The 26,659-nt window shown below is 70.7% G+C and carries 20 protein-coding genes and 2 pseudogenes; 10 read left to right on the top strand and 12 right to left on the bottom strand.

Annotation, left to right across the window (positions count from 1 at the left end):
- Positions 1–50: 50 nt before the first annotated feature.
- Positions 51–1,403 carry a D-alanyl-D-alanine carboxypeptidase/D-alanyl-D-alanine endopeptidase gene (gene dacB / locus ACRRRO_RS10425; protein WP_434081498.1) on the bottom strand — a complete coding sequence of 451 codons (1,353 nt, stop codon included), beginning with the start codon at positions 1,401–1,403 and terminating at the stop codon, positions 51–53.
- 434 nt (positions 1,404–1,837) lie between these two features.
- Between dacB and ACRRRO_RS10420 the strand changes: the two genes are divergently transcribed.
- Positions 1,838–2,350, top strand: a complete 513-nt coding sequence (locus ACRRRO_RS10420; RefSeq protein ID WP_424786716.1) for an inorganic diphosphatase — start codon at positions 1,838–1,840, stop codon at positions 2,348–2,350.
- Between the two features lie 125 nt (positions 2,351–2,475).
- Here ACRRRO_RS10420 and ACRRRO_RS10415 read toward each other — a convergent pair whose 3' ends face one another.
- Entirely contained in the window at positions 2,476–3,963 is a 1,488-nt protein-coding gene (locus ACRRRO_RS10415; protein ID WP_424795195.1) for an NlpC/P60 family protein, read from the bottom strand.
- Positions 3,964–4,240: 277 nt separating this feature from the next.
- Between ACRRRO_RS10415 and ACRRRO_RS10410 the strand changes: the two are divergent.
- The 5 genes and pseudogenes from ACRRRO_RS10410 to ACRRRO_RS10390 all read left to right on the top strand — a co-directional run bounded on the left by ACRRRO_RS10410 (position 4,241) and on the right by ACRRRO_RS10390 (position 9,589).
- Positions 4,241–5,325, top strand: a pseudogene (locus ACRRRO_RS10410) (S-(hydroxymethyl)mycothiol dehydrogenase).
- Positions 5,322–5,951 carry an MBL fold metallo-hydrolase gene (locus ACRRRO_RS10405; RefSeq protein ID WP_424786719.1) on the top strand — a complete coding sequence of 210 codons (630 nt, stop codon included), beginning with the start codon at positions 5,322–5,324 and terminating at the stop codon, positions 5,949–5,951. Before ACRRRO_RS10410 ends, ACRRRO_RS10405 begins: the two are co-directional and overlap by 4 nt.
- A 259-nt stretch (positions 5,952–6,210) precedes the next feature.
- Positions 6,211–7,571, top strand: a pseudogene (locus tag ACRRRO_RS10400) (bifunctional o-acetylhomoserine/o-acetylserine sulfhydrylase).
- Complete coding sequence (gene metX, locus ACRRRO_RS10395; protein WP_424795198.1) at positions 7,568–8,797, top strand: homoserine O-acetyltransferase MetX; 1,230 nt, start codon at positions 7,568–7,570, stop codon at positions 8,795–8,797. The pseudogene ACRRRO_RS10400 and the gene metX overlap by 4 nt, the downstream one beginning before the upstream one ends.
- 51 nt (positions 8,798–8,848) lie before the next feature.
- Complete coding sequence (locus ACRRRO_RS10390) at positions 8,849–9,589, top strand: maleylpyruvate isomerase family mycothiol-dependent enzyme (RefSeq protein WP_434081497.1); 741 nt, start codon at positions 8,849–8,851, stop codon at positions 9,587–9,589.
- A gap of 69 nt (positions 9,590–9,658) precedes the next feature.
- Here the strand turns inward: ACRRRO_RS10390 and ACRRRO_RS10385 are convergent, their stop codons facing one another.
- From ACRRRO_RS10385 to ACRRRO_RS10360, 6 genes are all read right to left on the bottom strand, one after another.
- Positions 9,659–10,735 (bottom strand): Gfo/Idh/MocA family protein, encoded by a 1,077-nt coding sequence (locus tag ACRRRO_RS10385; RefSeq protein WP_424786723.1) that lies wholly within the window; start codon positions 10,733–10,735, stop codon positions 9,659–9,661.
- Positions 10,732–11,655 carry a Gfo/Idh/MocA family protein gene (locus ACRRRO_RS10380; RefSeq protein ID WP_434081496.1) on the bottom strand — a complete coding sequence of 308 codons (924 nt, stop codon included), beginning with the start codon at positions 11,653–11,655 and terminating at the stop codon, positions 10,732–10,734. Before ACRRRO_RS10380 ends, ACRRRO_RS10385 begins: the two co-directional genes overlap by 4 nt.
- A 152-nt stretch (positions 11,656–11,807) precedes the next feature.
- On the bottom strand, positions 11,808–13,115 hold the full coding sequence (locus tag ACRRRO_RS10375) for a hypothetical protein (RefSeq protein WP_424795200.1): 1,308 nt from the start codon (positions 13,113–13,115) through the stop codon (positions 11,808–11,810).
- Between the two features lie 201 nt (positions 13,116–13,316).
- Positions 13,317–16,193: an FAD-binding and (Fe-S)-binding domain-containing protein gene (locus ACRRRO_RS10370; protein WP_434081495.1), complete on the bottom strand. Its 2,877-nt coding sequence runs from the start codon at positions 16,191–16,193 to the stop codon at positions 13,317–13,319.
- A gap of 90 nt (positions 16,194–16,283) precedes the next feature.
- Entirely contained in the window at positions 16,284–17,816 is a 1,533-nt protein-coding gene (locus ACRRRO_RS10365; protein WP_424786727.1) for a hypothetical protein, read from the bottom strand.
- A 63-nt stretch (positions 17,817–17,879) separates the two neighbouring features.
- Positions 17,880–18,386 (bottom strand): RNA polymerase sigma factor, encoded by a 507-nt coding sequence (locus ACRRRO_RS10360; protein WP_424786728.1) that lies wholly within the window; start codon positions 18,384–18,386, stop codon positions 17,880–17,882.
- Positions 18,387–19,074: 688 nt separating this feature from the next.
- On the opposite strand from ACRRRO_RS10360, the gene ACRRRO_RS10355 reads away from it, so the two are divergent.
- The 3 genes from ACRRRO_RS10355 to ACRRRO_RS10345 are packed head-to-tail and all read left to right on the top strand — an operon-like array spanning position 19,075 to position 22,678.
- Entirely contained in the window at positions 19,075–20,238 is a 1,164-nt protein-coding gene (locus ACRRRO_RS10355) for a hypothetical protein (protein ID WP_434081494.1), read from the top strand.
- The gene (locus tag ACRRRO_RS10350; protein ID WP_434081493.1) at positions 20,238–20,909 is read left to right on the top strand and encodes a ribonuclease H-like domain-containing protein; all 672 of its coding nucleotides are present in this window, start codon (positions 20,238–20,240) and stop codon (positions 20,907–20,909) included. Before ACRRRO_RS10355 ends, ACRRRO_RS10350 begins: the two co-directional genes overlap by 1 nt.
- Positions 20,837–22,678 carry a DEAD/DEAH box helicase gene (locus ACRRRO_RS10345; protein ID WP_434081579.1) on the top strand — a complete coding sequence of 614 codons (1,842 nt, stop codon included), beginning with the start codon at positions 20,837–20,839 and terminating at the stop codon, positions 22,676–22,678. The genes ACRRRO_RS10350 and ACRRRO_RS10345 overlap by 73 nt, the downstream gene beginning before the upstream one ends.
- Positions 22,679–22,724: 46 nt before the next feature.
- On the opposite strand, the gene ACRRRO_RS10340 is transcribed toward ACRRRO_RS10345, so the two are convergent.
- Positions 22,725–22,907 (bottom strand): CsbD family protein, encoded by a 183-nt coding sequence (locus tag ACRRRO_RS10340; protein ID WP_424786730.1) that lies wholly within the window; start codon positions 22,905–22,907, stop codon positions 22,725–22,727.
- A gap of 100 nt (positions 22,908–23,007) precedes the next feature.
- Complete coding sequence (locus ACRRRO_RS10335) at positions 23,008–23,964, bottom strand: SDR family oxidoreductase (protein WP_424786731.1); 957 nt, start codon at positions 23,962–23,964, stop codon at positions 23,008–23,010.
- A gap of 86 nt (positions 23,965–24,050) precedes the next feature.
- On the opposite strand from ACRRRO_RS10335, the gene ACRRRO_RS10330 reads away from it, so the two are divergent.
- Positions 24,051–25,043, top strand: a complete 993-nt coding sequence (locus tag ACRRRO_RS10330; protein ID WP_424786732.1) for a helix-turn-helix transcriptional regulator — start codon at positions 24,051–24,053, stop codon at positions 25,041–25,043.
- A 16-nt stretch (positions 25,044–25,059) separates the two neighbouring features.
- On the opposite strand, the gene ACRRRO_RS10325 is transcribed toward ACRRRO_RS10330, so the two are convergent.
- A complete protein-coding gene (locus tag ACRRRO_RS10325; protein ID WP_434081492.1) occupies positions 25,060–25,809 on the bottom strand; it encodes a hypothetical protein in 750 nt (249 codons plus the stop codon).
- A 260-nt stretch (positions 25,810–26,069) separates the two neighbouring features.
- A complete protein-coding gene (locus ACRRRO_RS10320) occupies positions 26,070–26,621 on the bottom strand; it encodes a site-specific integrase (protein WP_434081491.1) in 552 nt (183 codons plus the stop codon).
- Between the last annotated feature and the right edge of the window lie 38 nt (positions 26,622–26,659).

The raw sequence follows: 26,659 nt of genomic DNA, 5'->3' as shown, positions 1-26,659 counted from the left end.
GCAACGAGAACTGTGCCCTGCCCCGGTGGGCGACGGGGACGAACGCGCACTCAACACCCGCAGTCGGCGATGCGGGAGGCCCAGTCGTCCACGGTCAGGCGCGCCAGGTAGGCCGCGCCGCGTTCGAAGTCACCGGTCAGCACGGTGAAGGCGAGCACCCGTCCGTCGGCGGTGTGCACCATCCCGGTCAGGGACACCACCTGCGGCAGCGTGCCGGTCTTGGCCGCGAGCGCCCCGGCCGCAGCCGTTCCGCCCAGGCGGTCCCGTAGCGTGCCCTCCAGCGCCCCCACCGGCATCCCGCGGATCGCGTCGGCCAGGTGCGGGTGCTCCGGGGACGCGGCCAGTTGCACCGCCTCGGTGAGGACCCGGGCGTTCACCCGGCTATCGGAGCTCAGGCCCGAGGTGTCCGCCAGGCTGACGCCCTCGACGTCCACCCCTAGCCCCTCCAGGACCTCCAGCACCGCCGCCCCGGAGCCGCTGAAACTGGTCTCCCCCTCGATCGCGTGTGCCGTCATCCGCCCGAGCACCTCGGCGAGCGGGTTGTCCGAGGCCTGCAGGGTGTAGGCCACCAGGTCCGCCAGGGGCGCCGAGGTGACCTCCCCCAGCACCGTCTCACCCAGGGAGGAGCCGCGTTCGATCTCGGTGACCTCCACGCCGCGCTCGTCCAGCCGCTCGGCGAACATCTCCGCAGCGGCCATCGCCGGGTCCTGCTGGCGGGCGTTGGTGCCCTGCTGGCGGCCCAGGTCCACCGCGATCGGCCGGATCGGCATCGCCCAGCCGCCGGTGCGGTCCCCGTCGGTCCAGTTCGGCCCCATCAGCGGTCCGGTGAACAGGGTGTCGTCCAGGCTCAGGGTCACCTGCGTGGTGCCGTCGGCCAGCAGGCTCTCGGCCACCTGCCCGGCCAGGTCGCCCAGCCCGCCGCGGCGCAGCGGCCCGCTCGCCGCCCCCTCGTCGGCGGCCAACGTGATGTCCCCACCACCCACCAGCACGATCTGGCCCACTCCGCCATCGACCACCCGGGTGGGGAAGGTGTGCTCGGGGCCCATGGTCTCCAGGGCCGCCACGGCGGCGAGCAACTTCAGCGCCGAGGCCGGCGCGCGCAGTTGCCCGGCGTTCTCATCGAGCAGCACCTCCCCGGTGAGCAGGTCGGTCACCATCACCGAGGGGTCCGGGCCGGCGCGCTCGTCATCGAGCAGGGCCGCAGTCAGCGACGCCAACGACTCCGTGCTCGGAACAGGAGCGGCATCGTCCGGGCCCGGGGCCACCGCGCCCAGGTCCGCCGCAGCCGGCACCTGGGCGGTCGGGAAGGGTTCGGCATCCGGCCAGGGTTCGTCGGTGGTGAGCAGTCCCGGGACGATGTCGCGGATGTCCAGGTAGACGTAGCCGCCCAGCAGCACCAGCACCACCAGCAGCGGGAAGAGCCGACGACGACGGCGTTGGCGCGCGCGGGCACGTGCGGCCGGGGAGGGCTTGCGTCCCCGCCCCGAACCACCCCGCGACGCACCTGAGCCGCTCGGGCGCGCACCGGCGCGACCGTCGTGGCCGGCTGGCGGGCGGGACCCGGGCCGGTGCTGCCCGGAGGAGCCCGCGCCCGCAGCAGCCGGGCTACGGCGCCCGGGCTGCGCCGTCGGCCTTCCCGTGGATGTGCCGGGGCGTTTACGGGCCGGTCCGCCACCACCGCGCCCCGGGGTGCACGCGGACCGGTTGGCCCCAGACTGGCGATCTACCACCCGCTTCTCCGCTCCTGACCGTGTTCGGCGGTGCCGACGTTAGGCACCCACCAGAAGGCTAGGCCACACTAGGCTCAGATCACGTCAACGATTCAGGAGAGCCGGCAGTGGAATTCGACGTCACGATTGAGATCCCCAAGGGGCACCGCAACAAGTACGAGGTGGACCACGAGACCGGCCGCATCCGCCTGGACCGGATGCTGTTCACCTCCACCCGGTACCCCGACGACTACGGCTACATCGACGGCACGCTCGGGGAGGACGGCGATCCGCTGGACGCCCTGGTACTGCTGGAGGAGCCGACGTTCCCGGGCTGCCTGATCCGCTGCCGGGCGCTGGGGATGTTCCGGATGCGCGATGAGGCCGGTGGGGACGACAAGGTGCTGTGCGTGCCCAAGGCGGACCAGCGGGCCAGTTGGCGCAGCGACATCGACGACGTCTCGGAGTTCCACCGCCTGGAGATCCAGCACTTCTTCGAGGTGTACAAGGACCTCGAGCCGGGCAAGTCGGTCGAGGGCGCGCACTGGGTGGGCCGCGAGGAGGCCGAGGCCGAGATCACCCGCTCCTTCCAGCGCGCCAAGGACGAGGGCTACACCCACCCCACGCCCTGGCAGACCTGAGCAGACGCTACCGGGCGCACGATCGTGGCCTGCGCGCGCCCCGTGACCGGCCCGCCCGGGTTCGCGCTCAGGGGCTCAGCGCAGTGCGCGCACGCCCCCGCCGGGAACCAGTGGCTCGTGCAGGGTCAGGGACGCCCGACCATCGGCAGCACGTTGGTCCACCAGACCGGTACCCGCTCCACGGTCTTGCCGGGCGCGGGGGCGTGTACCCGCATGCCGTTCCCGGCGTAGATGGCCACGTGGTAGATGCCGGAGGCCTGACCATTGCTGGAGTAGAAGATCAGGTCGCCCGGGCGCATGCTGTTGACCGGAACCTTCGCCACCGCGGCGTACTGGTCCCTGGTGGTGCGAGGCAGGGACCTGCCGGCGTTCTGGAAGGCCCGCTGCGTCAGACCGGAGCAGTCATAGGAGTTCGGTCCGGCCGCGCCGAAGACGTAGGGCTTACCGATCTGGGTCGATGCCCAGTTCAGGGCGGCCTGGCCCACCGAGGCTGAGGAGCCGCCACCGTTGCTGGGCGGTGGGGTGGGAGTTGGGGTCGGGGTCGGCGTCGGCGTGGGCGTCGGCGTGGGCGTCGGGGTTGGGGTCGGCGTGGGCGTCGGCGTCGGGGTTGGGGTCGGCGTCGGCGTGGGTGTCGGGGTTGGGGTCGGCGTCGGGGTTGGGGTCGGCGTCGGCGTCGGGTTCGACGGCGAGGGGGCCGGATCCGGGTCCGACGGCGAGGGGGCCGGGGTCGACGGTTCCGGCGAGGAGTTCCCCGAGGATCCCGAGCCGGAGCCAGGCTCGGACTGGGACGCGGAGCCGGTGTCGGACTCCGGCTGAGCCGGCTCCACGTTCAGTGCCGCCGCCGCTGCACGGTTCTCGCGCTCGCGGCGCTGCTCCTCGAGGCCGTTCTGGCGCTGCTCCTCCAGTTCGTAACTGGTCTGACGCAGCGTGGCCAGCTGGCCGATCAGATCGGTGCGCTGGGCCGCGGTGCTCTGCTGGATCTGCAAGGCCTCCTGGTAGGCGGCCTCGGCCTCCTGGTGGCGCAGCTCCAACTCAGCGGCGGCGTCAGCCTTCTCCGCCACCGCCCGCTCGGCCCGGTCGTGCATGAGAGCGGCCACGATCTCGGCCGCATCCAGGCGCTGGAATGCCTCGTCGGCACCGCCCCCGAGCCGGTCGAACGTGGTGGCCCGGTGCATCGCGTCCTGGACCCCGCTGGCGCTGAGGAACACCTCAAGGTGCCCCAGCCCACCGTTGTTGCGGTAGGCGGCGGTGGCCAGGCGTGCGACGTCCTCGCTGGCCTCGAGCAGTTCGGCGTCGGCTCGGGCGGCATCATCGGCGGCCGAGAGTTCCTCGGCCTCGGCCGTCTCGAGATCGATCGCTGCCTGGTTGTACAGGTCGGTGGCGATCGCGGCTTCCTGCTCGGCGACCTCGAGGCTGGCCGCGTTGGTGACCAGTTGCACTTCGAGCCGGGCGACCTGCCCGGCGGTGTCGTCAACCTGGGCCCAGGACTCCTCGATGTCGTCCTGACTGGGGATCTGCGGTGAGGCTGAGGCCGCCGCGATCCCGGCCGAACCGGCCAAGAGGAAAGCGGAGAGGAAAGCGACGCCACGACGTGAATGTCGTGCAGAACCCATGACCTACTCCATCCCCGACGGCTTACTCACCTACTGCTACCGGCGTGTCGCGTTGACCAGCCGCCTCCCACACCGTAGTGCACAAGCGCCCACTTGTGAACACCAGCACCGATATTCACAACTGTCACACTGTTCCCATTGAACGCGATCAACACATTTCCCGTGCCGGGATCGCCCACCTTGCTCCTTGGTGTGAGGAAGATCATGACGCCGGAGCTGATTGCGCCTAGATTGGCCGGAGGCCACCAGTCGCGGTCGTCGAGGAGCAGGGGAGCCCATGACCGGCACAGCCAGAGGTGTCATCGCCCGGAGCAGGAACGCACCGGTCGAACTCGTCGAGATCGTGGTGCCCGAACCCGGGCCCGGGGATGCGGTGGTGACCGTCGAGGCGTGCGGGGTGTGTCACACCGATCTGCACTACCGCGAGGGCGGCATCAACGACGACTTCCCCTTCCTGCTCGGCCACGAAGCCGCCGGAACGGTCGAAGCGGTCGGCGAAGGCGTCTTGGACGTGGCGCCGGGAGACTTCGTGATCCTGAACTGGCGTGCGGTCTGCGGGCAGTGCCGTGCCTGCTCCCGGGGCCGGCCCTGGTACTGCTTCGACACCCACAACGCCAACCGTCCGATGACCCTGACCGATGGCACGCCGCTGAGCCCAGCCCTCGGCATCGGGGCATTCGCCACCAGAACCCTGGTCGCCGCCGGCCAGTGCACCAAGGTGGACCGCCACGCCGCCGCCGCGGCAGCCGGCCTGCTCGGTTGTGGCGTGATGGCCGGCTTCGGCGCCGCGGTCAACACCGGCGGCGTCACCCGGGGGGACTCGGTGGCCGTGATCGGCTGCGGCGGCGTAGGCAATGCCGCGATCGCCGGGGCACACCTGGCCGGGGCCACCACGATCGTTGCCGTGGATATCAGCGATCGGAAGCTGGAACTGGCCCGCACCTTCGGGGCCACGCACACCGTCAACTCCTCGGCCACGGACCCGGTCGAGGCTGTCCGGGAACTGACCGGTGGATTCGGCGCCGATGTGGTGATCGAGGCGGTCGGCCGGCCCGAGACCTACGAGCAGGCCTGCTACGCCCGTGACCTGGCCGGCACCGTCGTGCTGGTGGGTGTGCCCACGCCGGAGATGACCGTCGAGTTGCCACTCCTGGAGATCTTCGGCCGCGGCGGTGCGCTGAAGTCCAGTGGTACGGCGACTGCCTACCAAGCCGGGACTTTCCTATGCTGATCGACCTGTACCGGCAGGGCCGCTTCGATCTCGATGCGTTCGTCACCGAGACGATCGGCCTGGACGAAGTGGAAGGAGCGTTCGAGAAGATGGCCCGCGGCGAGGTATTGCGTTCGGTGGTGATCCTGTGAGCACCGCACGGATCTCCCACACCACCACATCCGGCACCTTCTCCCTGGACGGGGGCACCTGGGAGGTGGACAACAACGTCTGGGTGCTCGGCAACGACGCCGAGTGCGTGGTGATCGACGCCCCGCACGAGGCCGGACCGATCCTGGAACTGATCGGCTCCCGCCGCCTGGTGGCGGTGCTGTGCACGCATGCCCACGATGACCACATCACCGCCGTCGGCGACCTCTACGACGCCACCGGTGCGCCGTCCTACCTGCACCCCCGGGACCGGATGCTGTGGGACCGCGTGTACGAGGTGGGCCCGGACCGCGAGCTGGCCGATGGCCAGGTGATCACGGTGGCCGGGGTCGAGATCCACGTGCTGCACACCCCGGGCCACTCCCCCGGCGCGTGCTGCTTCCACGTGCCCGAGTTGGACGTGGTGTTCACCGGGGACACCATGTTCGCCGGAGGGCCGGGCGCCACCGGACGCTCGTTCAGCAGCTTCGACACCATCATCGACTCGATCACCGACCAACTCCTCACGCTGCCAGGGCAGACGACCGTACACACCGGGCACGGGCCGTCCACCACCATTGCGGCCGAGGCCCCCCATCGGCAGGAGTGGATCGACCGCGGCCACTGAGCCGGGTTCGGCGCGGCCACCGCGTCCGCCATATGAGACAGGGTGTCCGCGGGCGAAGGTGACGCTTAGGGTGAGGATCATGTTCGGTCGAATGTGCAGCCCACTCGCGCATCCGGCCTGCCCGAAAATCGGCTGATGCGGAGTCGCGCAGATCCGCGCGCCCGCTGCCTGCCCGATGCGCCCCCGATCCAGGGATGATTGGTTCGGTAGCGCCGCCGCCGGGCCGCTCATCCCTCCACCTTCAGCGAGAGAGAGCCCGATGAGCGACAACTGGAACTTCGAGACCCGTCAGATTCACGCCGGCCAGACGGCGGACTCCGCCACGGGCGCCCGCGCACTGCCGATCTACCAGACCACGTCCTTCGTCTTCAAGGACACCGATGAGGCCGCCAACCGGTTCGCCCTGTCCGACCTGGGCCCGATCTACACCCGGATCACCAACCCGACCCAGGCCGCGGTCGAAGACCGGATCGCCTCCCTCGAAGGCGGCGTGGGCGGGTTGCTGGTCGCATCCGGCCAGGCCGCGGAGACGCTGGCGATCCTGAACATCGCCGAGGCCGGTGACCACCTGGTGGCCAGTTCCAGCCTGTACGGGGGCACCTACAACCTGCTGCACCACACCCTGCCCAAGTTCGGCATCACCGTCACCTTCGTGGCGGACCCGGCCGACCCGCAGGCCTGGCGCGAGGCCGCACAGGAGAGAACACCAAGCTGTTCTTCGGCGAGTCCATCCCCAACCCCAAGGGCGATGTGCTCGATGTCGAGGCGATCGCCGGCGTCGCCCATGACCTCGGCGTGCCGCTGGTGGTGGACAACACCGTGGCGACCCCGTACCTGCTGCGCCCGCTGGAGTGGGGCGCGGACGTGGTGGTGCACTCGGCCACCAAGTATCTGGGCGGGCACGGCACCACCATCGCCGGGGCGATCGTGGACGGCGGCACCTTCGACTACGCGAAGTACCCGGAGAAGTACCCCAACTTCAACACCCCCGACCCCAGCTACCACGGCCTGGTCTACGCCCGTGACCTCGGCGTGGACTCCCCGTTCGGGGCGAACCTGTCCTTCATCCTCAAGGCCCGCGTGCAGCTGCTGCGCGACCTGGGACCGGCGGCCTCCCCGTTCAACGCCTTCCTGATCTCCCAGGGCGTGGAGACGCTGTCGCTGCGGATGGAGCGGCACGTGGCCAACACGCACAAGGTAGCGACGTACCTGCAGGGCCAGGACCAGGTCGAGAAGATCTACTGGGCCTCGCTGCCGGACAGCCCCTATTACGAGCTGGCAACCAAGTACACCCCCCAGGGTGCCGGTGCCGTGATCTCCTTCGACATCGCCGGCGGGCTGCAGGCAGGCAAGGCGTTCGTGGACGCACTGGAGTTGCACTCCCTGGTCGCCAACATCGGCGACGTGCGCTCGCTGGTGATCCACCCGGCCTCCACCACCCACTCCCAGCTCACCCCGGAGGAGCAGGCCGCCAGTGCGGTCAGCCCGGGCCTGGTGCGCCTGGCGGTGGGCCTGGAGCACATCGATGACATCCTGGCCGACCTGGACAAGGGGTTCGCGGCCGCCGCGGCCGTGAGCGGCACCGCCGGGACCCGGTCCACCACCCCCGAGACAGCATGAGGCCGACACCACCGGATGAGATCACACCGGGGTCCTACCGGCGGCCGGCCCCGGCCGGCGGTGAGCCCCCCACGGTGGCCCGCCCCCGCCGTCGGCCGTTGACCGGGCCGGTACCGGCGTCGGCGGCCTGGCGCCAGGGTGACCCGGTCGGCCGGCGGCACTTCGCCGACCTGGGGCCGTTGCACCTGGAGGCCGGTGGCCGGCTACCCCAGGTGACGTTGGCCTACCAGACCTGGGGCACGCTGAATGCGCGCGGGGACAACGCGATCCTGATCCTGCACGCCCTGACCGGGGACTCCCACGTGACCGGCGATGCCGAACCCGGCCACCCCACAGCCGGCTGGTGGTCGGGGCTGGTGGGTCCGGGCAAGGCGATCGACACCACTCGCTACTTCGTGGTGGCCCCGAACGTGCTCGGTGGGTGTCAGGGCAGCACCGGACCTTCCAGCAGCGCCCCGGACGGTACCCCGTGGGGTAGCCGGTTCCCGTACCTGACCGCCCGGGACCAGGTAGCGGCGGAGATCGAGTTGGCCGACCGGCTCGGGATCGGCACCTGGGCCGCGGTAGTGGGCGGGTCGATGGGTGGTCACCGCGTCCTGGAGTGGGCGGTGAGCACGCCGGGCCGGGTGGGCAAGGTGGTGGCGATCGCCACCTGCGCCCAGACATCCGGGGACCAGATCGCCTGGGCGCACGCCCAGTTAGGTGCGATCCGCTCCGACCCGCGCTACCGCGGCGGGGACTACTACCAGGCCGCCGACGACGACGGGCCGCACCACGGCCTGGGCGTGGCCCGCCAGATCGCGCACACCACCTATCGCAGCGCCAAGGAACTGGACCAGCGGTTCGGTCGCATCCCCCAGGGCGCCGAGGAGCCCCTGGGCGGGGGCGGACGGTTCGCCGTGCAGTCCTACCTGGACCACCACGCCGGCAAGCTCGCGCGACGCTTCGACGCCAACTCCTACGTGGTACTGACCGACGCGATGCTCACCCATGATCTGGGTCGGGACCGGGGCGGAGTCGACTCGGCGCTGGCGGAGATCACCGCCCCGACGCTGTCGGTCTCGGTGGACTCCGACCGGTTGTTCCTGCCCGAGCAGGGGCTCCGGATCGCCAACGGGGTGCGCGATGGCACCTTCCGGTTGCTGCGCTCGGACTACGGCCACGACGGTTTCCTGGTGGAGACCGACCAGCTCGGCGCGGTCGTGGGTGAGTTCCTGGCGCACTGAGGGGAACGTCCCCGCCCGGTCCGGCGCCTGTGCGGCAGCGAGGGTGCGTGGTTGACTACCACCACCGCGGACCACGGCCGGAGGAGCACGATGGATCTGACCCTGCAGCGCCTGAGCACCGAACTGCGCGACCAGTGGGACCTGTTGCGGACCCGGCTGGAGGAGTTGCCCCCGGACCGTTATGCCGACCCCTCCGGGCTACCCGGCTGGAGCGTAGCCGACCTGGTCGCCCACCTGGGGCTGGCGATGGGTGCCCTGGCCGCAGCCGAGACGGTTCCCGAAGCCGAGCCGCTATCGCTGAGTGAGTACGTGCAGGGCTACGCGCCCGCGGCCCCGACCATCCGGGACCGGTCGATCGAACTGGCCGAGCGGAACGCCGAGGACCCCTTGGGCGGCCTGGACCGCGCGGCGCAGGAGGCCTTCACCGGCTTGGAGCGGCTCAGCACCGGCGGTGGTGCCGCCGTGGTGCAGGGCCGGCGCGGGCCGCTGCGGCTGCGTGACCTGGTGCTGACCCGGCTGGTGGAACTGGTGGTGCACGGCTATGACCTGGCGCGGTTCCTGGGGCCACCGGTGCCGGTGACCGGGGCCGCCCGGAGGATCGTGGCACAGGCGCTGCTGGAGATCCTGGAGCACCGCACCGGGTACGACCTGGCCGTGGCCGATGAGGCCGCCTGGATCCGCGCCGCTGCGGGCCGGATCACCTGGGCGCAGGCGATCGACGCCGGCGCGCTGCGCCCGGAGCACCTGGCCGATGGCACCCCGGACCTGACGCAGGCGCTGCCGCTGTTCTGAGGGAGGCGGCCGTCGTGCCGCGGCAGGGGGCCGAGGGACGTGCCGCACGAGCACCGACGACGGCGGGGCCTACCCGGTGTGTACCGGCTGCGGCAGGCCCGACGCGGCCGAACGCTGTGCGGCGGTGACCACCGCGAGGGTGCGCAGACCCACGTCGCCGTCGGGGCGGGGCGGCCGGCTCGAGCGCACCGCGTCGAGGAACTCGGCGATCATCCGGGCGTCCAGGTCCGCACCGAAGGCGGTGTGCGCCGGGCCGTGCTCGGTGTAGCCAGTGAGGTGGCCGGCGAAGGGGTCGATCCGCATCGACCCGGCGGTGCCGTGGACCTCCAGGGTCAGCCCGCCCCAGTTGGGAGCGTGGTCGGGCACCGACCAGGAGCAGTCGATGGTGGCGATCACCCCGGAGGGGTATCGCACCGAGACCACTCCCCCGGTCTCCACATCGCGGCCGGCCTCACTGCGTAGGATCCGGTTGGTGACCGCGTAGACCTCCTCGGCGGCTTCCCCGAGCAGTTCGTCGATCAGGTCCGACACGTGCACCACGTGGTCCATCAGCGCACCACCACCGGAGCGTTCCGGATCGGTGAACCAGGTGCGCTGGGCCAGCGGCATCTTGCCGTTGTTGGTGCCGTGGATGGAGATGATCTGCCCGAGTTCACCGGCGCGGACCCGGGCCAACAGTGCGGCGAAGGCGCTGTGGAACCGCACCGGGTAGGCCGTCATCAGCCACACGCCGGCGTCCCGAGCGGCCTGCACCATCTCACGGGCTTGCGCGTCGTTGAGGGCCAGCGGCTTCTCGCAGAGCACGTGCGCCCCGGCCTGGATCGCGGCCAGGGTGAGTTCGTGGTGCTCGGCGTTCTCCGAAGCGATCACCACCGCGTCGGGACCCCAGTCCAGCACCTCGGCGACGCTGTCCAGGTACCGCACGCCCTGATCGCGGGCGAAGTCCGCGCCGCGGCGTGTGCCCTGGTCGTAGGTACCGGTGTCGGTGGTCACCAGGTCCACACTGGCGTCATCGCGCAACGCCCGGACATAGGCCAGTGCATGGGTATGGGCGAAGGACAGCAGCCCGACCCGCAGTGGTGCCGGTGCCGGCGCCGTAGGGGTCGGCGCGGGGTTCGCGGAGGCGTCGTTCGGGGCGGCGCTCATGAATGGCTCCGTTCGGCGATCGGTTCGGGTTGTCCACTGGCGATGGAGGCGATCGCCGCTTCGGCCAGCGCGACCGCCTCCACACCGTCGGCGCCGGTCACCGTGGGGGTGCCATCGCCCCGGATCGCGGCGAGGAAGTCGGCCAGCTGGGTGGTGTAGGGGCTCTCGGCCGGGTCAGCCGCCGGGACGTACCCGCCGGGTCCGGCGGGACCGGAGATGCTGACCCGGGTGGTGTCGTCACGGGCGTAGTCGTAACTGAGGTTGCCCGCGTCGCCGGCGATGTCGAAGGAGTAGGTGAACGGTAGGCCGGGGTGTCCCCAGACGCCGTAGCAGTAACTGATCGCCCCGCTGGTGTGGGTCAGGGTCACGGTCGCGCTGGCGGTGGTGCCCTGCTCGCCGGTGCGACTGGCGGACCGGGCGAACACCGAGGCCACCGGGCCGCCGATCAGCCTGGCCTGGTCCAGGTCATGGATCATCTGGTCCAGCACGAGCCCGCCCGAGGCCGCCTCGTCGAAGAACCATGGGGCGAGCGGGGCGGCGCTCATCCGGCGGAACCGGCTCACCGCCACCTCACCGACCGCACCGGCGGACACCGCCGCATACGCGGTGGCGTACTGCGGGAAGTAGCGCACCACATGCGCCGGGAACAGGTGCACCCCGGCGTCGTCGGCGGCGCGCACGATCTCCGCGGCGGTGCCGGAGTCCAGGGCGAGCGGCTTCTCACAGACCACGTGCTTACCCGCGGCGATCGCGGCCAGGGCGATCTCGGCATGGGTGTAGGTGGGGGTGACGATGTCGACCATGTCCACCTGGGGCCACAGATCTTCGAGGTCGGCCACGACCCTGCCGCCGTACCGCGCCGTCAACTCCTCGGCCCCGGAGTTGGAGAAGACGAGGACGTCGGCACCCAGTGCCAGCATCCCTGGATGTGTACGCCGGCGATCGCTCCGGCCCCGATCAGTCCCACTCTGGGCGGGTGCGTAACTGGTGCGTTCACATGGCTCCTTCGTTCGATCGTTTGATGTACCCGGACGAGTGCGTCCGCCGTGATCCGATCCGGTGCGGCTCCGGCTCAGAGACGGGCCCGGCGGCCCGGTACGGGCGCATCCGGGGATTGCGCGGCGGGGCGCGCGGTGTGGTGTCGCTGCGCTTCGGCCCGGGCCTCGGCGAGCGGGAGGTTGGCGTCGGCGAACCGCCAGGCCTGCCAGGGGTCGGCAGGCGCGGCGCCGGCCAGGTGCATGCTGGCGCGCGCCAGGTCGGTGTGTACCGTGCCGTCGGCCAGCACCACCCGCCCGTCCGGGCGCAACGTAGCCTGGCGGCGGGTCTTGCCGTACTCCAACTCGATCTGGACCGGAGCCCGGACCAGGACGGCCAGCCGTTGCAGATCCGAGCACCCCTGCTGCACCGTTTCGGCGGACGTTCGTGCATCGGGTCCGGAGGGTGCATCCGGTCTGGGTGCTGCATCCGAGTTCGATGGTGACTCCGGACCGGGTGGCGCCTCGAGCCCGGAGGGCAGATCGGCCGTGGTACGCACATCCTCAGCGATGACGGGTCCGGGCGGGGCGCCGGCATCGTCCGGCGTGGGGGCGGTGATCGCGGTGATCGCGGTGGGTGCCTCTGGCTCGTTCCGGCGTGCCTGGCCGTTCGTCGGAGGCGCCGCGGCGCCGTTGGTCGAGTGCACCGCTGAGCCGGCGACCGAGGCCGTCACGGCGCCGTCGGTGCGGCTCGTCGCAGTGGTGTTGGCCGGGGTCACCGCGGCGCCGTTGCTGGTGGCCGTGGCCCCGTTCACGCTCAGGGCGACGTCGCCCTCCGCGGCCACCTCGACGGCTCCGGGCCCACTCCGATCTGCTCCGGTGCGGGTGAGGACGTCCAGATCCAGCAGGTCCCGGCCGCGATCATCCTGACGCACCTGGGCCCGGACCAGATGCACCCCGGTCAGCAGCGGGAGCGCCTGGCGAACCTGGGCCGAGATCGCCCCGGTCACCACGACCAGAGCGGGCGAGCGGGCCGGCGGGAATGAGCGTGCCTCCCGGAACGCGTTCCAGTCCCGTCGGAACGCCGCCAACCCGGCCCCGTAACGCCCTGCGGTCACGTGCCACGGTTGCGTGTGGACGTGGCCGGCGCGGGCGAGCAGTTCGGACAGCGTGACCAGGTCGAGCCGCGGCAGCACCGCTGCCGCCGCCGCCGCTCCGGTGGCGTCCATCGCCGTCAGCAGCGGTGGTGTGCCCCCGTCCCACGCCACCGCGAACGCATCCAGGCCGACCAGGTCGAGCACGTCCTGTCGCACCAGGTCGCACCATCCGGCGTTGAATCCATCGGGAACGATGCCCGCACGCGTCGCCGGAGCCAACCGACCGGAGTCGAGCACGAAGGTGGACATGAACCAGCCAGAGAGAGGAACGTGAACGCCCTCATCGTCTCACGTTCCAGGGCGGCTGTGGAGGGTTCACCCCCGGGCGTCTTGGGATGCGACTGCGCTGAGGTGGTGGTGCACATCGACCCGTCCGGATCGCTCGACGAATGCGGTGGTGGGGGCCTGCGGATCGCCCCGGACCGCGCCTGCCGCCAACGGCGGGTGCGTTCAGGGGCGCGCGAGTAACTGCGCCAGGTGCACCCCACCGATCCCGGCCAGGTCCTGCGCCTGGGTGCGGCAAGAGAAGCCATCGGCAAGGAACACCGCGTCCGGCCCGGCTTCGCCGAGCGCGGGCAGCAACTCGTGCTCGGCCACCTTCACCGAGACCTCGTAATGGCCCTCCTCCATCCCGAAGTTGCCGGCGAGCCCGCAGCAGGTGTTCATGGTGCGCACGCGCGCTCCCGCCCTGGTCAACAGCGCCCGGTCCGCCTCGTACCCCATCACGGCGTGCTGGTGACAGTGCGGCTGGGCGATGATCTCCCGGCCCGTCAACGACGGCGGCTCCCAGTCGGCCGGGCCCAGCGGCGCCTCGGCGGTGAGCAGTTCCGAGAGCGTGTACACGCCTTTGGCGATCGCGTGAGCACGCGGATCGTCGGCAAACAGGTCCGGCAGATCGGAGCGCAGTGCCGCGGTGCAGGAGGGCTCCACGCCCACCACCGGTACCCCGGAGGCCACGATCGGGCCGAGGACGTCCATGGTGCGGCGCAGCCGGGCTCGTGCGGCGTCGAGCTGTCCGGTGGAGATGTAGGTCAGTCCGCAGCACGCTCCCGGACCCACCGTCTCCACCCGGTACCCGGCCTGTTCCAGCACGGTCAGAGTGGCTCGGGCGCCGGCGCCGTCCATGTGCTCGGAGAAGGAGTCGACCCAGACCTTCACGGCGGGCCGGGCACCGGACCCCCCGGATCCACCGGCGCCGTTGGACCGACGGCGCCACCAGCGGGAGGTGCGCTGTGTGGTGAAGGAGGGCATCGACCGACGCGTGTCCATCCCCCCGCCGCGCTGCACCAACCACGCCAGCGGCCGCACCCTCAGCGCGGTGTTGACCAGGAACGTCAGCGGCGGGACGGCGGTGATGATGCGTGCCCACCGGGGGAGCCAACCCAGCGCGTAGTGGCTGATCGGGCGCCGCTTGCCTCGATATGTACGGTGCAATACCTCCGATTTGTACTGCGCCATGTCCACACCCACCGGGCAGTCCCGTGAGCACGCCTTGCAGGACAGACACAGGTCCAGGGCTTCGTGGACCTGCGGCGCGGAGAAGTCGCTGTACAACTCGCCCGTGGCCATCTCCTGCAGCACCCGGGCGCGCCCCCGGGTGGAGTCCTTCTCGTTGCGGGTAGCCAGATAGGAGGGGCACATGAACGACCCGGGCAGGTCCGCCCGGCACTTGGCCACTCCGACGCACCGGTGCACCGCGTTGGTGAAGTCCCCGCCGTCGTGGGCGAAGGAGAAGCCGGACCCGGGCAGCAGCGGCAGCGGACGCGCGGTCGGGGCGCGCAGATCGGCCTCCACCGCGGCGGGCTTGACGATGATGCCGGGGTTCAGGTGCTCCTCGGGATCGAACAGCGCCTTGATCCCTGCGAACATCCCGATCGCCTCGGCCGAGTACATCAGTGGCAACAACTCCCCGCGGGCCCGGCCGTCGCCGTGCTCGCCCGAGAAGGACCCGCCGTGGGAGGCCACCAGCGCGGCGGCGTCGAGCATGAAGGAACGGAAGATCGCCGGGCCCTGCGCGTCGGTCAGGGGCAGGTCGATGCGGGCGTGGATGCACCCGTCGCCGAAGTGCCCGTACGGCAGCGCGGAGGCGCCGTAGTCCTTCAGCAGCGCGTCGAACTCGCGCAAGTAGGTGCCCAGGCGCTCCGGGGGCACCGCGGCATCCTCCCACCCGGGCCAGGCCGGTTCGCCGACGGCGGTCCGGGTGGCCAGGCCCGCCCCGTCGGCCCGGATCCGCCACAGAGCCTGGGCCTCAGCACCGGCGGGAACCACCTGGGTGTGCTCGGTGCCGGCGTCGGCGGCGACGGCCCGCGCATTGGCCATCGCGGAGTCGGCGTCCTCCCCGCCCACCAGCACCATCAGCCAGCCACCACCCGGGGGGAGGTCGGGCACCGCGGCCGGGCCGTGGTGGTTGCGGACCACGTCCACCAGCGCCGCATCCAGCCCTTCCACCGCGAGGGGCTTGTGCGCCAGCATCGCCGGGACGGCATCGGCCGCCGAGGGCATGTCCGGATAGCCGAGTGCCAGCAGGACCGGGTCCCGGGGCACCTCGACCAGATCGACGGTGGCCTCCAGCACCGTGGCCAGGGTGCCTTCGGAGCCGACCAGGAACTTGGCCAGGTCCCGCCCGTTCTCCGGCAGCAGGTGCTCGGCGGAGTAACCCGAGACCTGGCGGGAGAATCGTCCGAACTCGGTGCGGATCAGCGCCATATACTGCGTCATCAGAGCCGCGAGCCCGGGTACCTGGTCCAGCGCCTCGGGACCGGCGCCGGCCTCGAAGACGCGACCGGTCCCGTCAGCCACGAGCAGCGAGCGGGTGTTGTCCGCGGTGCGCCCGAAGGACAGCGCGTGCGGGCCGCAGGCGTTGTTGCCGATCATCCCCCCGAACGTGGCCCGGGCCTGGCTGGAGGGGTCCGGGCCGAACCGCAGGCCGTGGGCGGCACCGGCCTGCTGCAACGAGGTCATGATCACCCCGGGCTGCACCCGGGCGGTGCGGGCGTGGGGGTCGAGGTCGAGGATCTTGTTCAGGTGCCGGGAGAAGTCGATCACCATTCCCGGACCCACCGAGTTCCCGGCGATCGAGGTCCCGCCCCCGCGCGCGGTGATCGGCACCCGGTGGGTGCGCGCCACCTGCAGCGCCGCCAGCACCTCGTCGGTGTGCCGGGGGAAGACCACCACCTGCGGCACCACCCGGTAGTTCGAGGCGTCGGTGGAGTACTCCGCGCGGGCTCGTGCCGAATCGTCCACGGGGGGCACGGCGCCGTGGGGCACGTCCTCCGCGCGGAGCGCGTTGCGCAGTTCTGCCGTGAAGTCCTGGACCTGTGTCACCACAGGAGGCAGTCTGGCATGCGCGCCCCGAACGTGGGCGTATACGCCCGCACCGCGGCTACCTGCCGGCGCGATGCGGAAGTGGAAGACCGCTCAGCGAGCGCCCATGTCGAGGAACTCCTCCTGCACCGCCGGCACCGGCCAGATGTTCCCGGTCTCATCGATCAGGTTCCACGTCGGCAGGATCAGCGTGCCCGCCTCCGGGTGGGTGTAGGCCCGCAACCCCTGATCGGCATCGACGATTCGGGTCTGGCTGATCGGCCACTGCAGCGGCGCCCCCGGTTCGGGCGTGAGGGGCGGTTCGGGGGTTCCGGACTGGTCCCAATGCCCGCGGGCATGCTCGTCGAAACGGGGCCACAGATGGGAGGTGAACCGTAGATCACTCAGTCGCTCCACTGCGTTGGCGGCCGAGATGGTGGTGTAGGTGCCCAACGAGACCGGTTCGGCCAGGCCGCCCTGGGCACTGACCACCCCGTGCTGGGAGACCACCACCGACCATGCGGCGCCCGGTGCCCCGGACATGCTCGCGGGCACCGCCCGCACGGTGACCATGGCCAGGCGCGGGTCCTCGGCCAGCAGGTCCAGGCGACCGGTGTCCACGCCGATGGTGTCGAGGAACTCCGCAGCGGTCCCCTCGGGGTCCTGCGGCGGGTCCGCCTCGGTCCCGGGACACTCGTGGTCCGCGGTGATGTCCTCGCTGATGCGCCCCTCACCCTGGGTGATCGCGCACGCCACCCGGGCCGACTCGTTCCAGTAGCGCAACGTGGCGGCACCATCGCTGCGCAGCGCGAGGCCGACGTCGGCATCGCGCAGGTGCCACTCGCCGTCGACCTGCTCGGGCGTGCCTGACAGAGCCAGCGCTTGCGCGGTGGCGGCAAGAGTCTCTTCGGGTTGCACCGCGGCGGCATCGAGCATCCACGCCTCTGCTTCGCCCGGCTCGGTGGGCAGGCCGCCCTCGATGAAGTCCAGCGGCACGGGAACCCGGGCGGGCCCGACTCCGGACTCGGGCTCGACGTCCTCGGTCGGCATCAGCCCGTCCTCCTCGGCCATCACGCCGGCGTCCTCCTCGGCATCGGCGGCCTCATCGCGCTGGACGGCAAACGGCTCCTCGGCGGCGGACTCGGCGTGATCGGCGCCCTCGGTCAGCACGATCGGGGTCTCGCTGCGCTGGCTACCGATGACGTAGCCGCCCACGCCCACCGCGAGCAGCGTGGCCACGGAGGCGGCCACCACCCACCCGCTACGACGGGCCGACGACGGCACGGCCGCTGTGTCGTCGTCGTCGGCCTCTGCCCGGGACGCGGCTGCGGCACGGTACGGGTCGGCACGGCCCGCCGGGGTGGACGCGGCCGATGCTGCGAGGGCAGGGCCGACGGCGGCGGTACGGTTCGCGTCCGGGGTCGCCTCGGCGGTCGCCCCACCGGGAGTCGCCTCGACAGGGCGCTGGTCGTCACCGGAGCGCTCGGAGGGAATCGCCTCCTGCGGGTTACCTGAGGCGATGCGGCGGTCCACGGCGGCACGCAGGGCGGTCAGATCCGGTGTGACCGAGCGCGCCGGGTCGGCGCGGCGGAGGCGGTCGAGGACAGCGTCGTCGTCCTCCTCCGGTGCACCCGGGCCGCTGCTCATCGCACTCTTCCTCTCACCTTTTCCCTACCAGGCTTCTATGTGCCCGAGACTGCCGATGTTGCATCAGGCCTGACGTTCCTGCCAGATCTGGTGCAGCCGGGCGCGCGCACGGCTCAATGCCGCAGCCGCCCCACCCCGACTCATCCCGAGCGCCTCGGCCAGTTCCTGCCCGTTCAACCCGTCCCACGCGTTGAGCATCAGCACCTCGCGCTCGCGCGGACGCAACTGGGCCAGCACCTCGCGCACCGTCACCGAGTCGGTGGCCTCCTGGGCCGGGTCCGCACCGGGGTGCTCCATCCGGTCCGCCGCTATCTCGACCGGTTCGGCGCGGTGTTTGCGGCGGTGGTTGGCCAGCACGTAGCCGGCGGTGCGGTACAGCCACGGCAGTTCATGACCCCTGGGCACGTCGTCCCGGCGGCGCCAGGCGGTGGCCAGCACGTCGGCGGCCAGATCCTCGGCCTCATCGGGGGCCGCCCGGCGCAGAAAGTAGCGCTGCACCGCACCCGCGTGCGCGGCGAAGAGCTCATCGAACCACTGCCGGTCGGCAGCATCGGTGGGTTCAGTGCTCATCGGGCGCTCTCGTCGAGGGGATCTGGTGGTGGGTGCGGGTGGTCCGCCGAGTCCTTCGGTGCGTCGGTGCGGGCGTCGGTGCAGTGGGTTTGGGCCGGACAGTGTGGCCGTCAGTATTCCGCTCCCGGCGCCGGCAGGCGCGCCCCCACGCCTGAACTCCCCCGATCCGCCGCCCCAACCCGCTCGCCCGCCCCAGGCCCCCAGGCCCCCAGGCCGCCAGGCCGCCAGGCCGCCAGGCCCCCAGGCCCCCAGGCCGCCAGGCCGCCAGGCCCCCCAGGCCCCCACCCCGCTGCAACCATCCAATCGGTCGGTTCGAGCGCACCCGGCACCACCCACCCCGCTGCAACCATCCAATCGGTCGCTTCGAGCGCACCCGGGCACCACCCACCCCGCTGCAACCATCCAATCGGTCGCTTCGAGCGCACCCGGGCACCACCCACCCCGCTGCAACCATCCAATCGGTCGCTTCGAGCGCACCCGGCGGGGCTGGTGCGTGGTCCACGTGCGGGCCGGCGCCGTTGGGGATCCGGCACCCGATGTGGGCAGGCACTGGTAGACAGAAGACCTCGAGCGGCACGGATGAGGGAGAGCGGACTTGTTCCTACTGGATGCACGGTCGCTGCACGGGCTCGCACACGGTGCGGCATCGCGGGCTGCGCCCGGTGCGGCTAGGCCGGGTACACAGGATGTGGCACCGGGTGCTGCGCACGCCACACCGCCACCGCACGCCGACCGGCAGGACAAGCATCTGATCATCACCGCCAGCGACGTCGTGATGGCGGCCCGCTGTGAGTACCAGTTGCTGCGCGTCCTGGACGAACGGTTGGGCCGGACCCCCAAGGCCCAGTTCGACGACGATGAGATGCTCACCCGCGCCGCCCGGCTCGGTGAGGAACACGAACGCCAAGTGTTGGCAGGACTCAAGGACACCTATCCCACCGTCGTCGAGATCCCGGACGTCGCGCGCCCCTACACCGCCCAGGCGCTCGCCGACGCTCAGGCCAGAACCCTGGAGGTCCTGGCCGACGGCGCCGACGTGGTGTTCCAGGCGTCCTTCTTCGACGGCTCCTTCCACGGCCGCGCCGACTTCCTGGTCCGCGCCGACGACGGCCGGTACGCGGTGTGGGACTCCAAGCTCGCCCGCCGGGCCAAGACCGAGGCGCTGCTGCAACTAGCGGCCTACGCCGATCAGTTGATCGCTGCCGGGGTGCCGGTGGCTCCGATGGCCACGCTCGTGCTCGGTGACCGCAGCCACGCGGAGTTCGACCTGGCCGAGATGCTGCCCGTCTACGCCGAACGCCGCCACCGGGTACTGGCCGTGACCGCCGCCCACCGGGCCCAGCCCGACCCGGTGGCCTGGGGTGATGACACGCTCCTGATCTGCGGAAAGTGCGACTACTGCGTCGAGCAGGTTCGCCTGCACGAGGACGTGCTCGGGGTGCACCGGGTCAACCTCCCCCGGCGGCGCAGGTTGCGCGCGGAGGGCATCCGCACCATCACCGACCTGGCCCACTCCGACGCCGAGCCGGGCACGGCAGCCCACCGGTTGCGGGACCAGGCCCGCATGCAAGCCGGCCTGATGCCCACCGACGGGCAGGTGCAGGTCACCGACGACGCCGGGGAACGCACCCTGGCCTACCGGGTCCTGGCCCAGCACACCCTCGCCACACTGCCCGAACCCAGCGAGGGCGACGTCTTCTTCGACTTCGAGGGGGACCCGTTGTGGCAGGACGAGCAGGGAATGTGGGGGCTGGAGTACCTGTTCGGGTGCTGGAGGCCCCGGTCGGTACCGCCCGCCCGGCCTTCCGCCCGTTCTGGGCTCACACCCGGGCCCAGGAGGGTCAGGCGCTAGTGCAGTTCCTCGAGTACGTCGCCGAGCGCCGGGCGCGGTATCCGGACATGCACGTGTACCACTACGCCGATTACGAGAAGGCTGCGCTGCGCCGGTTGTCCCTGCAGCACGCCCTGGGTGAGGACGGAGTCGACGAACTCCTGCGCGCCGGTGTGCTGGTGGACCTGTACGACGTGGTGCAGACGTCCGTGCAGTTGTCCTCGAAGTCCTACGGCCTCAAGGCACTGGAACCGCTGTACATGGGCAGCGACCTGCGCACCGGGGACATCACCGCCGGTGGCGCCTCGGTGGTGGCCTACGCCAACTACTGCATGGCCCGGGACACCGGTCAATCCGATGAGGCCACCCGGATCCTCGCCTCGATCGAGGACTACAACCACTACGACTGCCGCTCCACCTGGAGACTCCGCGACTGTTGCTGGCCCGGGCGGACGAACGCGGGGTACGCGTGGGGCAGCAGCCCGAGGCCGAACCGGAGGAACTGCGAGAGATCGAGCCGCTGCCGCAGGAGAAGGAGATCGACGACTTCGTCCGTGCCCGCATCGCCGAGTCGCTACGCACCGGCACCGAGCTCAGCCAGGAGCACCAGGCCCTGGCTATGGTCTCCGCCGCGGTGGGGTACCACCGCCGCGAGGACAAGCAGTACTGGTGGGCACACTACGACCGGTTGAACACCCCACCGGCGGACTGGGCCCAGACCCGGGATGTGCTGGTGGCAGAGTCCGGGCGGGTGGTGCAGCCGTGGGCGGCCGAGGGCCGCCAGGAGCCCCGACGGGTGGTGGAACTGACCGGCTCTCTCGCCGACGGCTCACTGGTGCGGCCCGGGGACAAGATGTTCCGGATGTACGACCGGCCATTGCCCGAGGGGATGTCCGACGACGGGCGGAACCGCCGCGGCGGCGTCTTCGGTGCCGAGGTACAGCAGGTGCACGTGGGAACCGAGAGCGCGCGGATCACCTTCGCCGAACCTCTACCACGAGGCATGAACGAGTTCACCGCGCTGCCGGTCGCCCTGACGCCGGGGGCTCCGGTCCCCACCGCCGCCATCCAGGAGGCACTGGCCGCCCTGGCCACGCAGGTCTCGACCGCGCTGCCCCGCCTTCCGGCGCACCCGGGGCTGGATCTGCTGGCACGCCGCCCGCCGCGGCTGGCCACCCTGGGGACGTTGCCGGCGGTGGCGCAGGGGGACTACGTCGGGGCGATCACCCGAGCAACGGCGGACCTGGACCACTCCTATCTCGCGGTGCAGGGGCCTCCCGGATCGGGCAAGACCCACGTGGGCGCCCGCGTGATCGCGCACCTGATCGCCCAAGGGTGGAAGGTCGGTGTGGTGGCCCAGTCCCACGCGGTGGTGGAGAACCTGCTCAACGCCGCCATCGACGCCGGGGTTCCCGCGGAGCGGGTCGCCAAACCCGTCGGCGGGCCGCGGCGGTCGGTGCGCTGGCGCGGTGGCACCTCCAACACGCACGTCACCGCCGCGCTGGCCGAGACCGGGGGGATGCTGGTGGGTGGGACGGCCTGGACGATGACGGGCCGTGCCGTGCCTCCCGGGGCGCTCGATCTGATCGTGATCGATGAGGCCGGGCAGTTCTCGCTGGCGAACACGCTCGCGGTGACCCGCGCCACCAACCGGTTGTTGCTGCTGGGCGACCCCCAGCAGTTGCCCCAGGTGAGCCAGGGCAGTCACCCCGAGCCGGTGGACACCTCCGCGCTCGGCTGGCTGTCCCAGCACGCCTCGGTGCTGCCGTCCCACCTGGGTTACTTCTTGGCCCGTACCTGGCGGATGCACCCGGACCTGTGCCGGGCGGTCTCGGGCCTGTCCTACGCCGGACAGTTGCGACCGGCACCGGTCACCGCCCAGCGTCACCTGGACGGGGCGGCCCCGGGCGTGGAGTGCCGGTACGTCCCGCATTCGGGCAACACCACCTCTTCGGTGGAGGAGGCACAGGAGGTTCTCGCCCAGGTTCGGGTGCACCTCGGCCTGGCCTGGCGGTACGGCCAGGATGCCGCCCCGCGCCTGCTCGGCGAGCAGGACATCCTGGTGGTGGCCCCGTACAACGCCCAGGTGCAACTGATCCGGGACACCTTGGACGGCGCGGGCCTGAGGCACGTGCGGGTGGGCACGGTGGATAAGTTCCAGGGCCAGCAGGCCCCGGTGGTGATCCTGTCCACCACGGTGTCGGCGGTACAGGAAGCACCCCGCGGGATGGAGTTCGTCCTGAACCGCAACCGGGTGAACGTGGCGGTCTCACGAGGGCTGTGGCGGGCGGTGATCGTGCGCTCCCCGGATCTGACCGACGTGCTGCCCCACCGGCCCGAGCAGTTGGCTGACCTGGGGGCGTTCATCCGGCTGTGCGGACCGGCCCCGGCACCGCAGGCGGCCAGGTGGCACGCCGACCTGCACCCCGCCAACCCGGGGACGGTCGGGGTCACCGCATGAGAAAGGCCGGCGATGAGTACGTACTCATCGCCGGCCCCACGCCAGGTCAGTCGGTGACGTCCCGAGTGGCGTCCTTGACGTTCTCACCGGCTTGCCTGACGTTCGCGCCGGCCTGATCCCTCTTGCCCTCGGACTCCAGGCGCTCGTTGTCGGTGGCATCGCCAGTGCCTTCCTTCACCTTGCCCTTGGCTTCCTGGGCCTTGTTCTTGAACTTGTCTCCGATACCCATTCGTCTTCCCTTCTCGCGGGGTTACTCCGTTCCTCACGGTAAGGGAATGCTTGTGATTCCGCTCGTTGAAAGCCGAACGGCGGGAGCAGGTCGACTGCGGTCAGCGGTACTCGTCGACGTTGAGATCGGTGACCGGCGTGGTCTCGATCGCGGTGATGAACGACCACGCATCAGGTCGTGATCCGTCCACATCCGTCAGGTCGTAGTGGGTGGCGAGGTCGAAGGAACTCACCGACTTGGTGTTCCACACCTGTCGTCGCGGATCGGCGGCCAGGGCGGTGACGCCGCGGGCCAGCATGGCCGGGGTCTCGGAGATGACGAACTCCTGCGGGGGGACGGCGCCGGCGACCCCGGCATTGTCCTCGGCGGCCCGGCGCCAGTTCTCCTCGGTGACGCCGAAGGCGTCCAGCATCATCTCCGAGCGCAGCCATCCCGGTGTGACCGACACGGCCGCGCCACCGTGCCGGGCGAGTTCGTGTCCCTGGGCGAAGGCCAGCCGGTCCACGGCGGTCTTCGTCAGGTCCAGGAACACGGTGTCCCGGTAGTGGGAGTTGTTGTAGGTGCGCGTGCCATCGGTGATCTCGATGACGAGACCGCCGGGCCGGCGGATCAACAGCCCGAGAGCGCTGTGGCTGGTGTTGAGGTGGGTGATGAAACCGGTGTCGAAGAGTTTCCTCCCGGCGTCCAGGTCGTATTCCCACACGGGCGTTCCGAATTCGACGTAGGCTTCGCCGCCGATGTCGTTGATGAGGATGTCGAGGCGGCCCTGTTCGCGGTCGATCCGGTCGACCAATGCGCGGACGGCCTCGACGTCCAGATGGTCGACGACGACGGGGTGAGCCGTGCCGCCGGCCTTGTTGATGAGGTCGGCCGTCTCCTCGATGGTCTCCGGGCGCCCGTAATCCGAGGCCCTGCCGGAGGTGGAGCGGCCGGTGCAGTAGACCACCGCTCCGGCCCGGCCGAGTTCGACGGCGATGGCGCGGCCCGCGCCCCGGGTACCGCCGGCGACCAGGGCGATCCTGCCGTTCAGATCGTGTTGTGGTGGTGATGAAGTCACGAGGACCCTCTCAGTAGAACTCTTGGGGGCATCAATCTGCCGCGGGTTCCCGACAACTCGTGTCGCAAATTGCGTACCGTTTCCCTGTGCGAACGACGCGGCTGCTGGCGGTCATGATGGACCTGGCCCGGCTGTCCACCACCACGGTGCACCACCTGGCCAGGCGCCACGAGGTGTCCGAGCGCACGATCCAGCGTGACGTGGCCGCCCTGATCAGCATGGGCGTACCGATCTGGACCCGCACCGGACCGGGCGGAGGCATCGGCCTGGTCGATGGCTGGAGGTCCCCGATCACCGGGATGACGGCCGGCGAACTCCAAGCCCTCATCATCGGCGTGGCCGGATCCCGTGATCTCGGACTGAGCGACGACTTCGAGACAGCGCGGTTGAAGATGCTCAGTTCATCCTCTGCCCAGGCCGCCGTGCTCGCACCGGCGCAGGAACGATTCCTCCTCGATCACGAACGCTGGTTCACCGAACCGGACCGACCTGCCGCGCTCACGGCTGTGGCCCGGGCGGTCTGGAACGGAACGCGGATCAGGATCGACTACGCACGATCGGGGCGTCCCGCGGTGCAGCGCCTCCTCGATCCGCTCGGGCTGGTGCTCAAGACCGACGTCTGGTACCTCATCGCCGCACACCGACGGCAGGTGCGGACCTACCGGCTCTCCCGGGTCACGTCCACCCACGTGCTCGACGACGTGGCGTGGCGCCCGCCGGATTTCTCCCTCGCCGAGTACTGGGGCCGGGCCCGGACTGCCTTCGAGTCCTCACTCAACACCCTGCCGGTCCGCCTCTCGATCCCGGTCGGTGCAGTCGACAGTCTGCGGGCGGCCGTGCCCGGGCCGGATACCGAGGGGAGCCTGCGGTCGGCGCGCACATCCGGGGATCGCCTCGTCGTCGATCTGGTGATGGAGAGTCTGGAGATAGCGGCCGCGCAACTCCTGGCAGTTCCAGGAGTGGAGGCGCACGAGCCGGTGGAGCTACGCAGCAGGCTGCACCGACTCGGCCAGGACCTCGCGGCCCGTCATCGGGTGCGGCCCGGACACCAGCAGGACTCCAGCGACATCAATCACTGAGCGACCGGACGCCCACCTACCCTGCCTCGTGGCCCTCATCCTCTTCCTTCGACCGTGGGCTGCGTACCAGGAAGTACATCGCCGTCATGGTGAGCACGCCGGCCGCCGCCGCGGCGGCCACGGGAACACCGTCCTCACCCACGAAATCCTCAAGTGTGCTCCGGGCCTCGGACTCGGGAACCGCGAGGGCCAGGACGACGAACGCCCCCACGACGACGGTAGCCAGGACCTTGCCCAGCAGTTGGCGCCGCCGGGACTGTCCCTTCTTGGCCAGGGACTCACCGGCTTTGGCCACCTGCTTGCCTCGCATCACGCGCAAGGCGCCCACGCTGCGCCCTACCCGGAACAACTGCATGGGGCCGATGCTGAAGACCACCGCCAGGATCGCGGCAAATGTCAGGCCTATCAGCCACCAGTTCCGGCGCACCCAGGCGATCTTCTTCGGCGAGAGGAGGAAGAACACCACCGTTTCGACGACCAGGACCACTGTGGCCAGCCACAGCCCGACGTGGCCGATCATCTCGAAGGGCTCGTCCAACAGGGTAAGAAAGACCGCCGGCACCGAGGCAATGGCGGCGATCAGCACCGGCCAGCCCAGCCACTTCTCCCACCGTCCTTGAACTTCGTCGATCTCGGCTTCGGTGGCCTTGCCCAAGGTCACCGCCGCGATTTCCCTCGCTTCCTCAGGTGCGCGGTCGACAACGTCCTCGGCCCGGCGAGGCTTCGGGTCGTCGGCCGCCCGCTGCGGAGGCTCAGTGGAGGACACACTTCACGATATCCCGGTATCGGCCCCAAGGGGTCGCCCTCCACGGGCCCTCAGTACCGCAGCGAAAGGTGCGGGTTCAGGACCTCTGGCGCGCCGGCTCGCGATGTTCGCGATGACCGATCACGCTTGCGCGGGCCGGGGTGAATGTGGGAGCCGCCTGTGGGAATCGAACCCACGACCTATTCATTCCAGAGCGGTCAATAGCGAAGATGCAGGTCAGAAGGGTGTTTTCGCAGGTCACGGGCGCACCGTCGCGGCTGTCAGGGCTCTGCAGGGCTCTCGAGGTTGCCCGAAGTTGCCGACTTTGAACCAAGGTTTGAACTCAGGTCGGCATTGAGGCTCTGGACGGCTTCCACCATCGCCGAGGTGTCGCTGACGTCGGTGTAGTGACCGCGGTTGACTTCCTCGGTGTGGCCGAAGAACCCGGCGCGCTGAACCTCCGGCACCTGGCCCAGCAGCATTGAGTTCAGCGTAGCGCGCCAGACGTGCGAACGAGCCGTCTGCAGCAACTCGATGCCGAGAGCCTCGGCCAGCTCGATGTAGAGCGTCGCTGTGGCCTTGACTCTCTGTGCTGAGTCCCACTGCTTCGTCGGCACGGCCGGGGAGCCGATGACGAAGTCCTCGTCGGCCGAGTCATCGTGCCGGCGCTGCAGGATCCGGTCGGCCACACGGGCGTCGAGCAGCGGCACCCGACGGCCGCGGTGGGTCTTGGAGACCTGCGGGCGGACGGTGACGTAGAGCTGGTCGTCGATGATCTGCAGGTCGTACCAGCGCAGCGAGGTCGCCTCGTTGACGCGCAGGCCCGTGACCACCTGCAGCAGCGCCAGGTCGATGGTGTTGCGCGGCGGAC

Origin of the sequence: Sanguibacter sp. Z1732 (assembly GCF_051020515.1) — a bacterium.
Taxonomy (GTDB): domain Bacteria; phylum Actinomycetota; class Actinomycetes; order Actinomycetales; family Beutenbergiaceae; genus CALKWS01.
The sequence above is the reverse complement of the archived record's forward strand: the minus strand, read 5'-3'. Positions and strand labels throughout refer to the sequence as shown.

Bases quoted from the DNA above. Each gene is read 5' to 3' on its own strand.
- ACRRRO_RS10415 (WP_424795195.1), bottom strand. From the start codon at position 3,963: ATGGGTTCTGCACGACATTCACGTCGTGGCGTCGCTTTCCTCTCCGCT.
- metX (WP_424795198.1), top strand. From the start codon at position 7,568: ATGAGGCCGACACCACCGGATGAGATCACACCGGGGTCCTACCGGCGG.
- ACRRRO_RS10385 (WP_424786723.1), bottom strand. From the start codon at position 10,735: ATGAGCGCCGCCCCGAACGACGCCTCCGCGAACCCCGCGCCGACCCCT.
- ACRRRO_RS10380 (WP_434081496.1), bottom strand. From the start codon at position 11,655: ATGCTGGCACTGGGTGCCGACGTCCTCGTCTTCTCCAACTCCGGGGCC.
- ACRRRO_RS10375 (WP_424795200.1), bottom strand. From the start codon at position 13,115: ATGTCCACCTTCGTGCTCGACTCCGGTCGGTTGGCTCCGGCGACGCGT.
- ACRRRO_RS10365 (WP_424786727.1), bottom strand. From the start codon at position 17,816: ATGAGCAGCGGCCCGGGTGCACCGGAGGAGGACGACGACGCTGTCCTC.
- ACRRRO_RS10360 (WP_424786728.1), bottom strand. From the start codon at position 18,386: ATGAGCACTGAACCCACCGATGCTGCCGACCGGCAGTGGTTCGATGAG.
- ACRRRO_RS10345 (WP_434081579.1), top strand. From the start codon at position 20,837: ATGGTCTCCGCCGCGGTGGGGTACCACCGCCGCGAGGACAAGCAGTAC.
- ACRRRO_RS10340 (WP_424786730.1), bottom strand. From the start codon at position 22,907: ATGGGTATCGGAGACAAGTTCAAGAACAAGGCCCAGGAAGCCAAGGGC.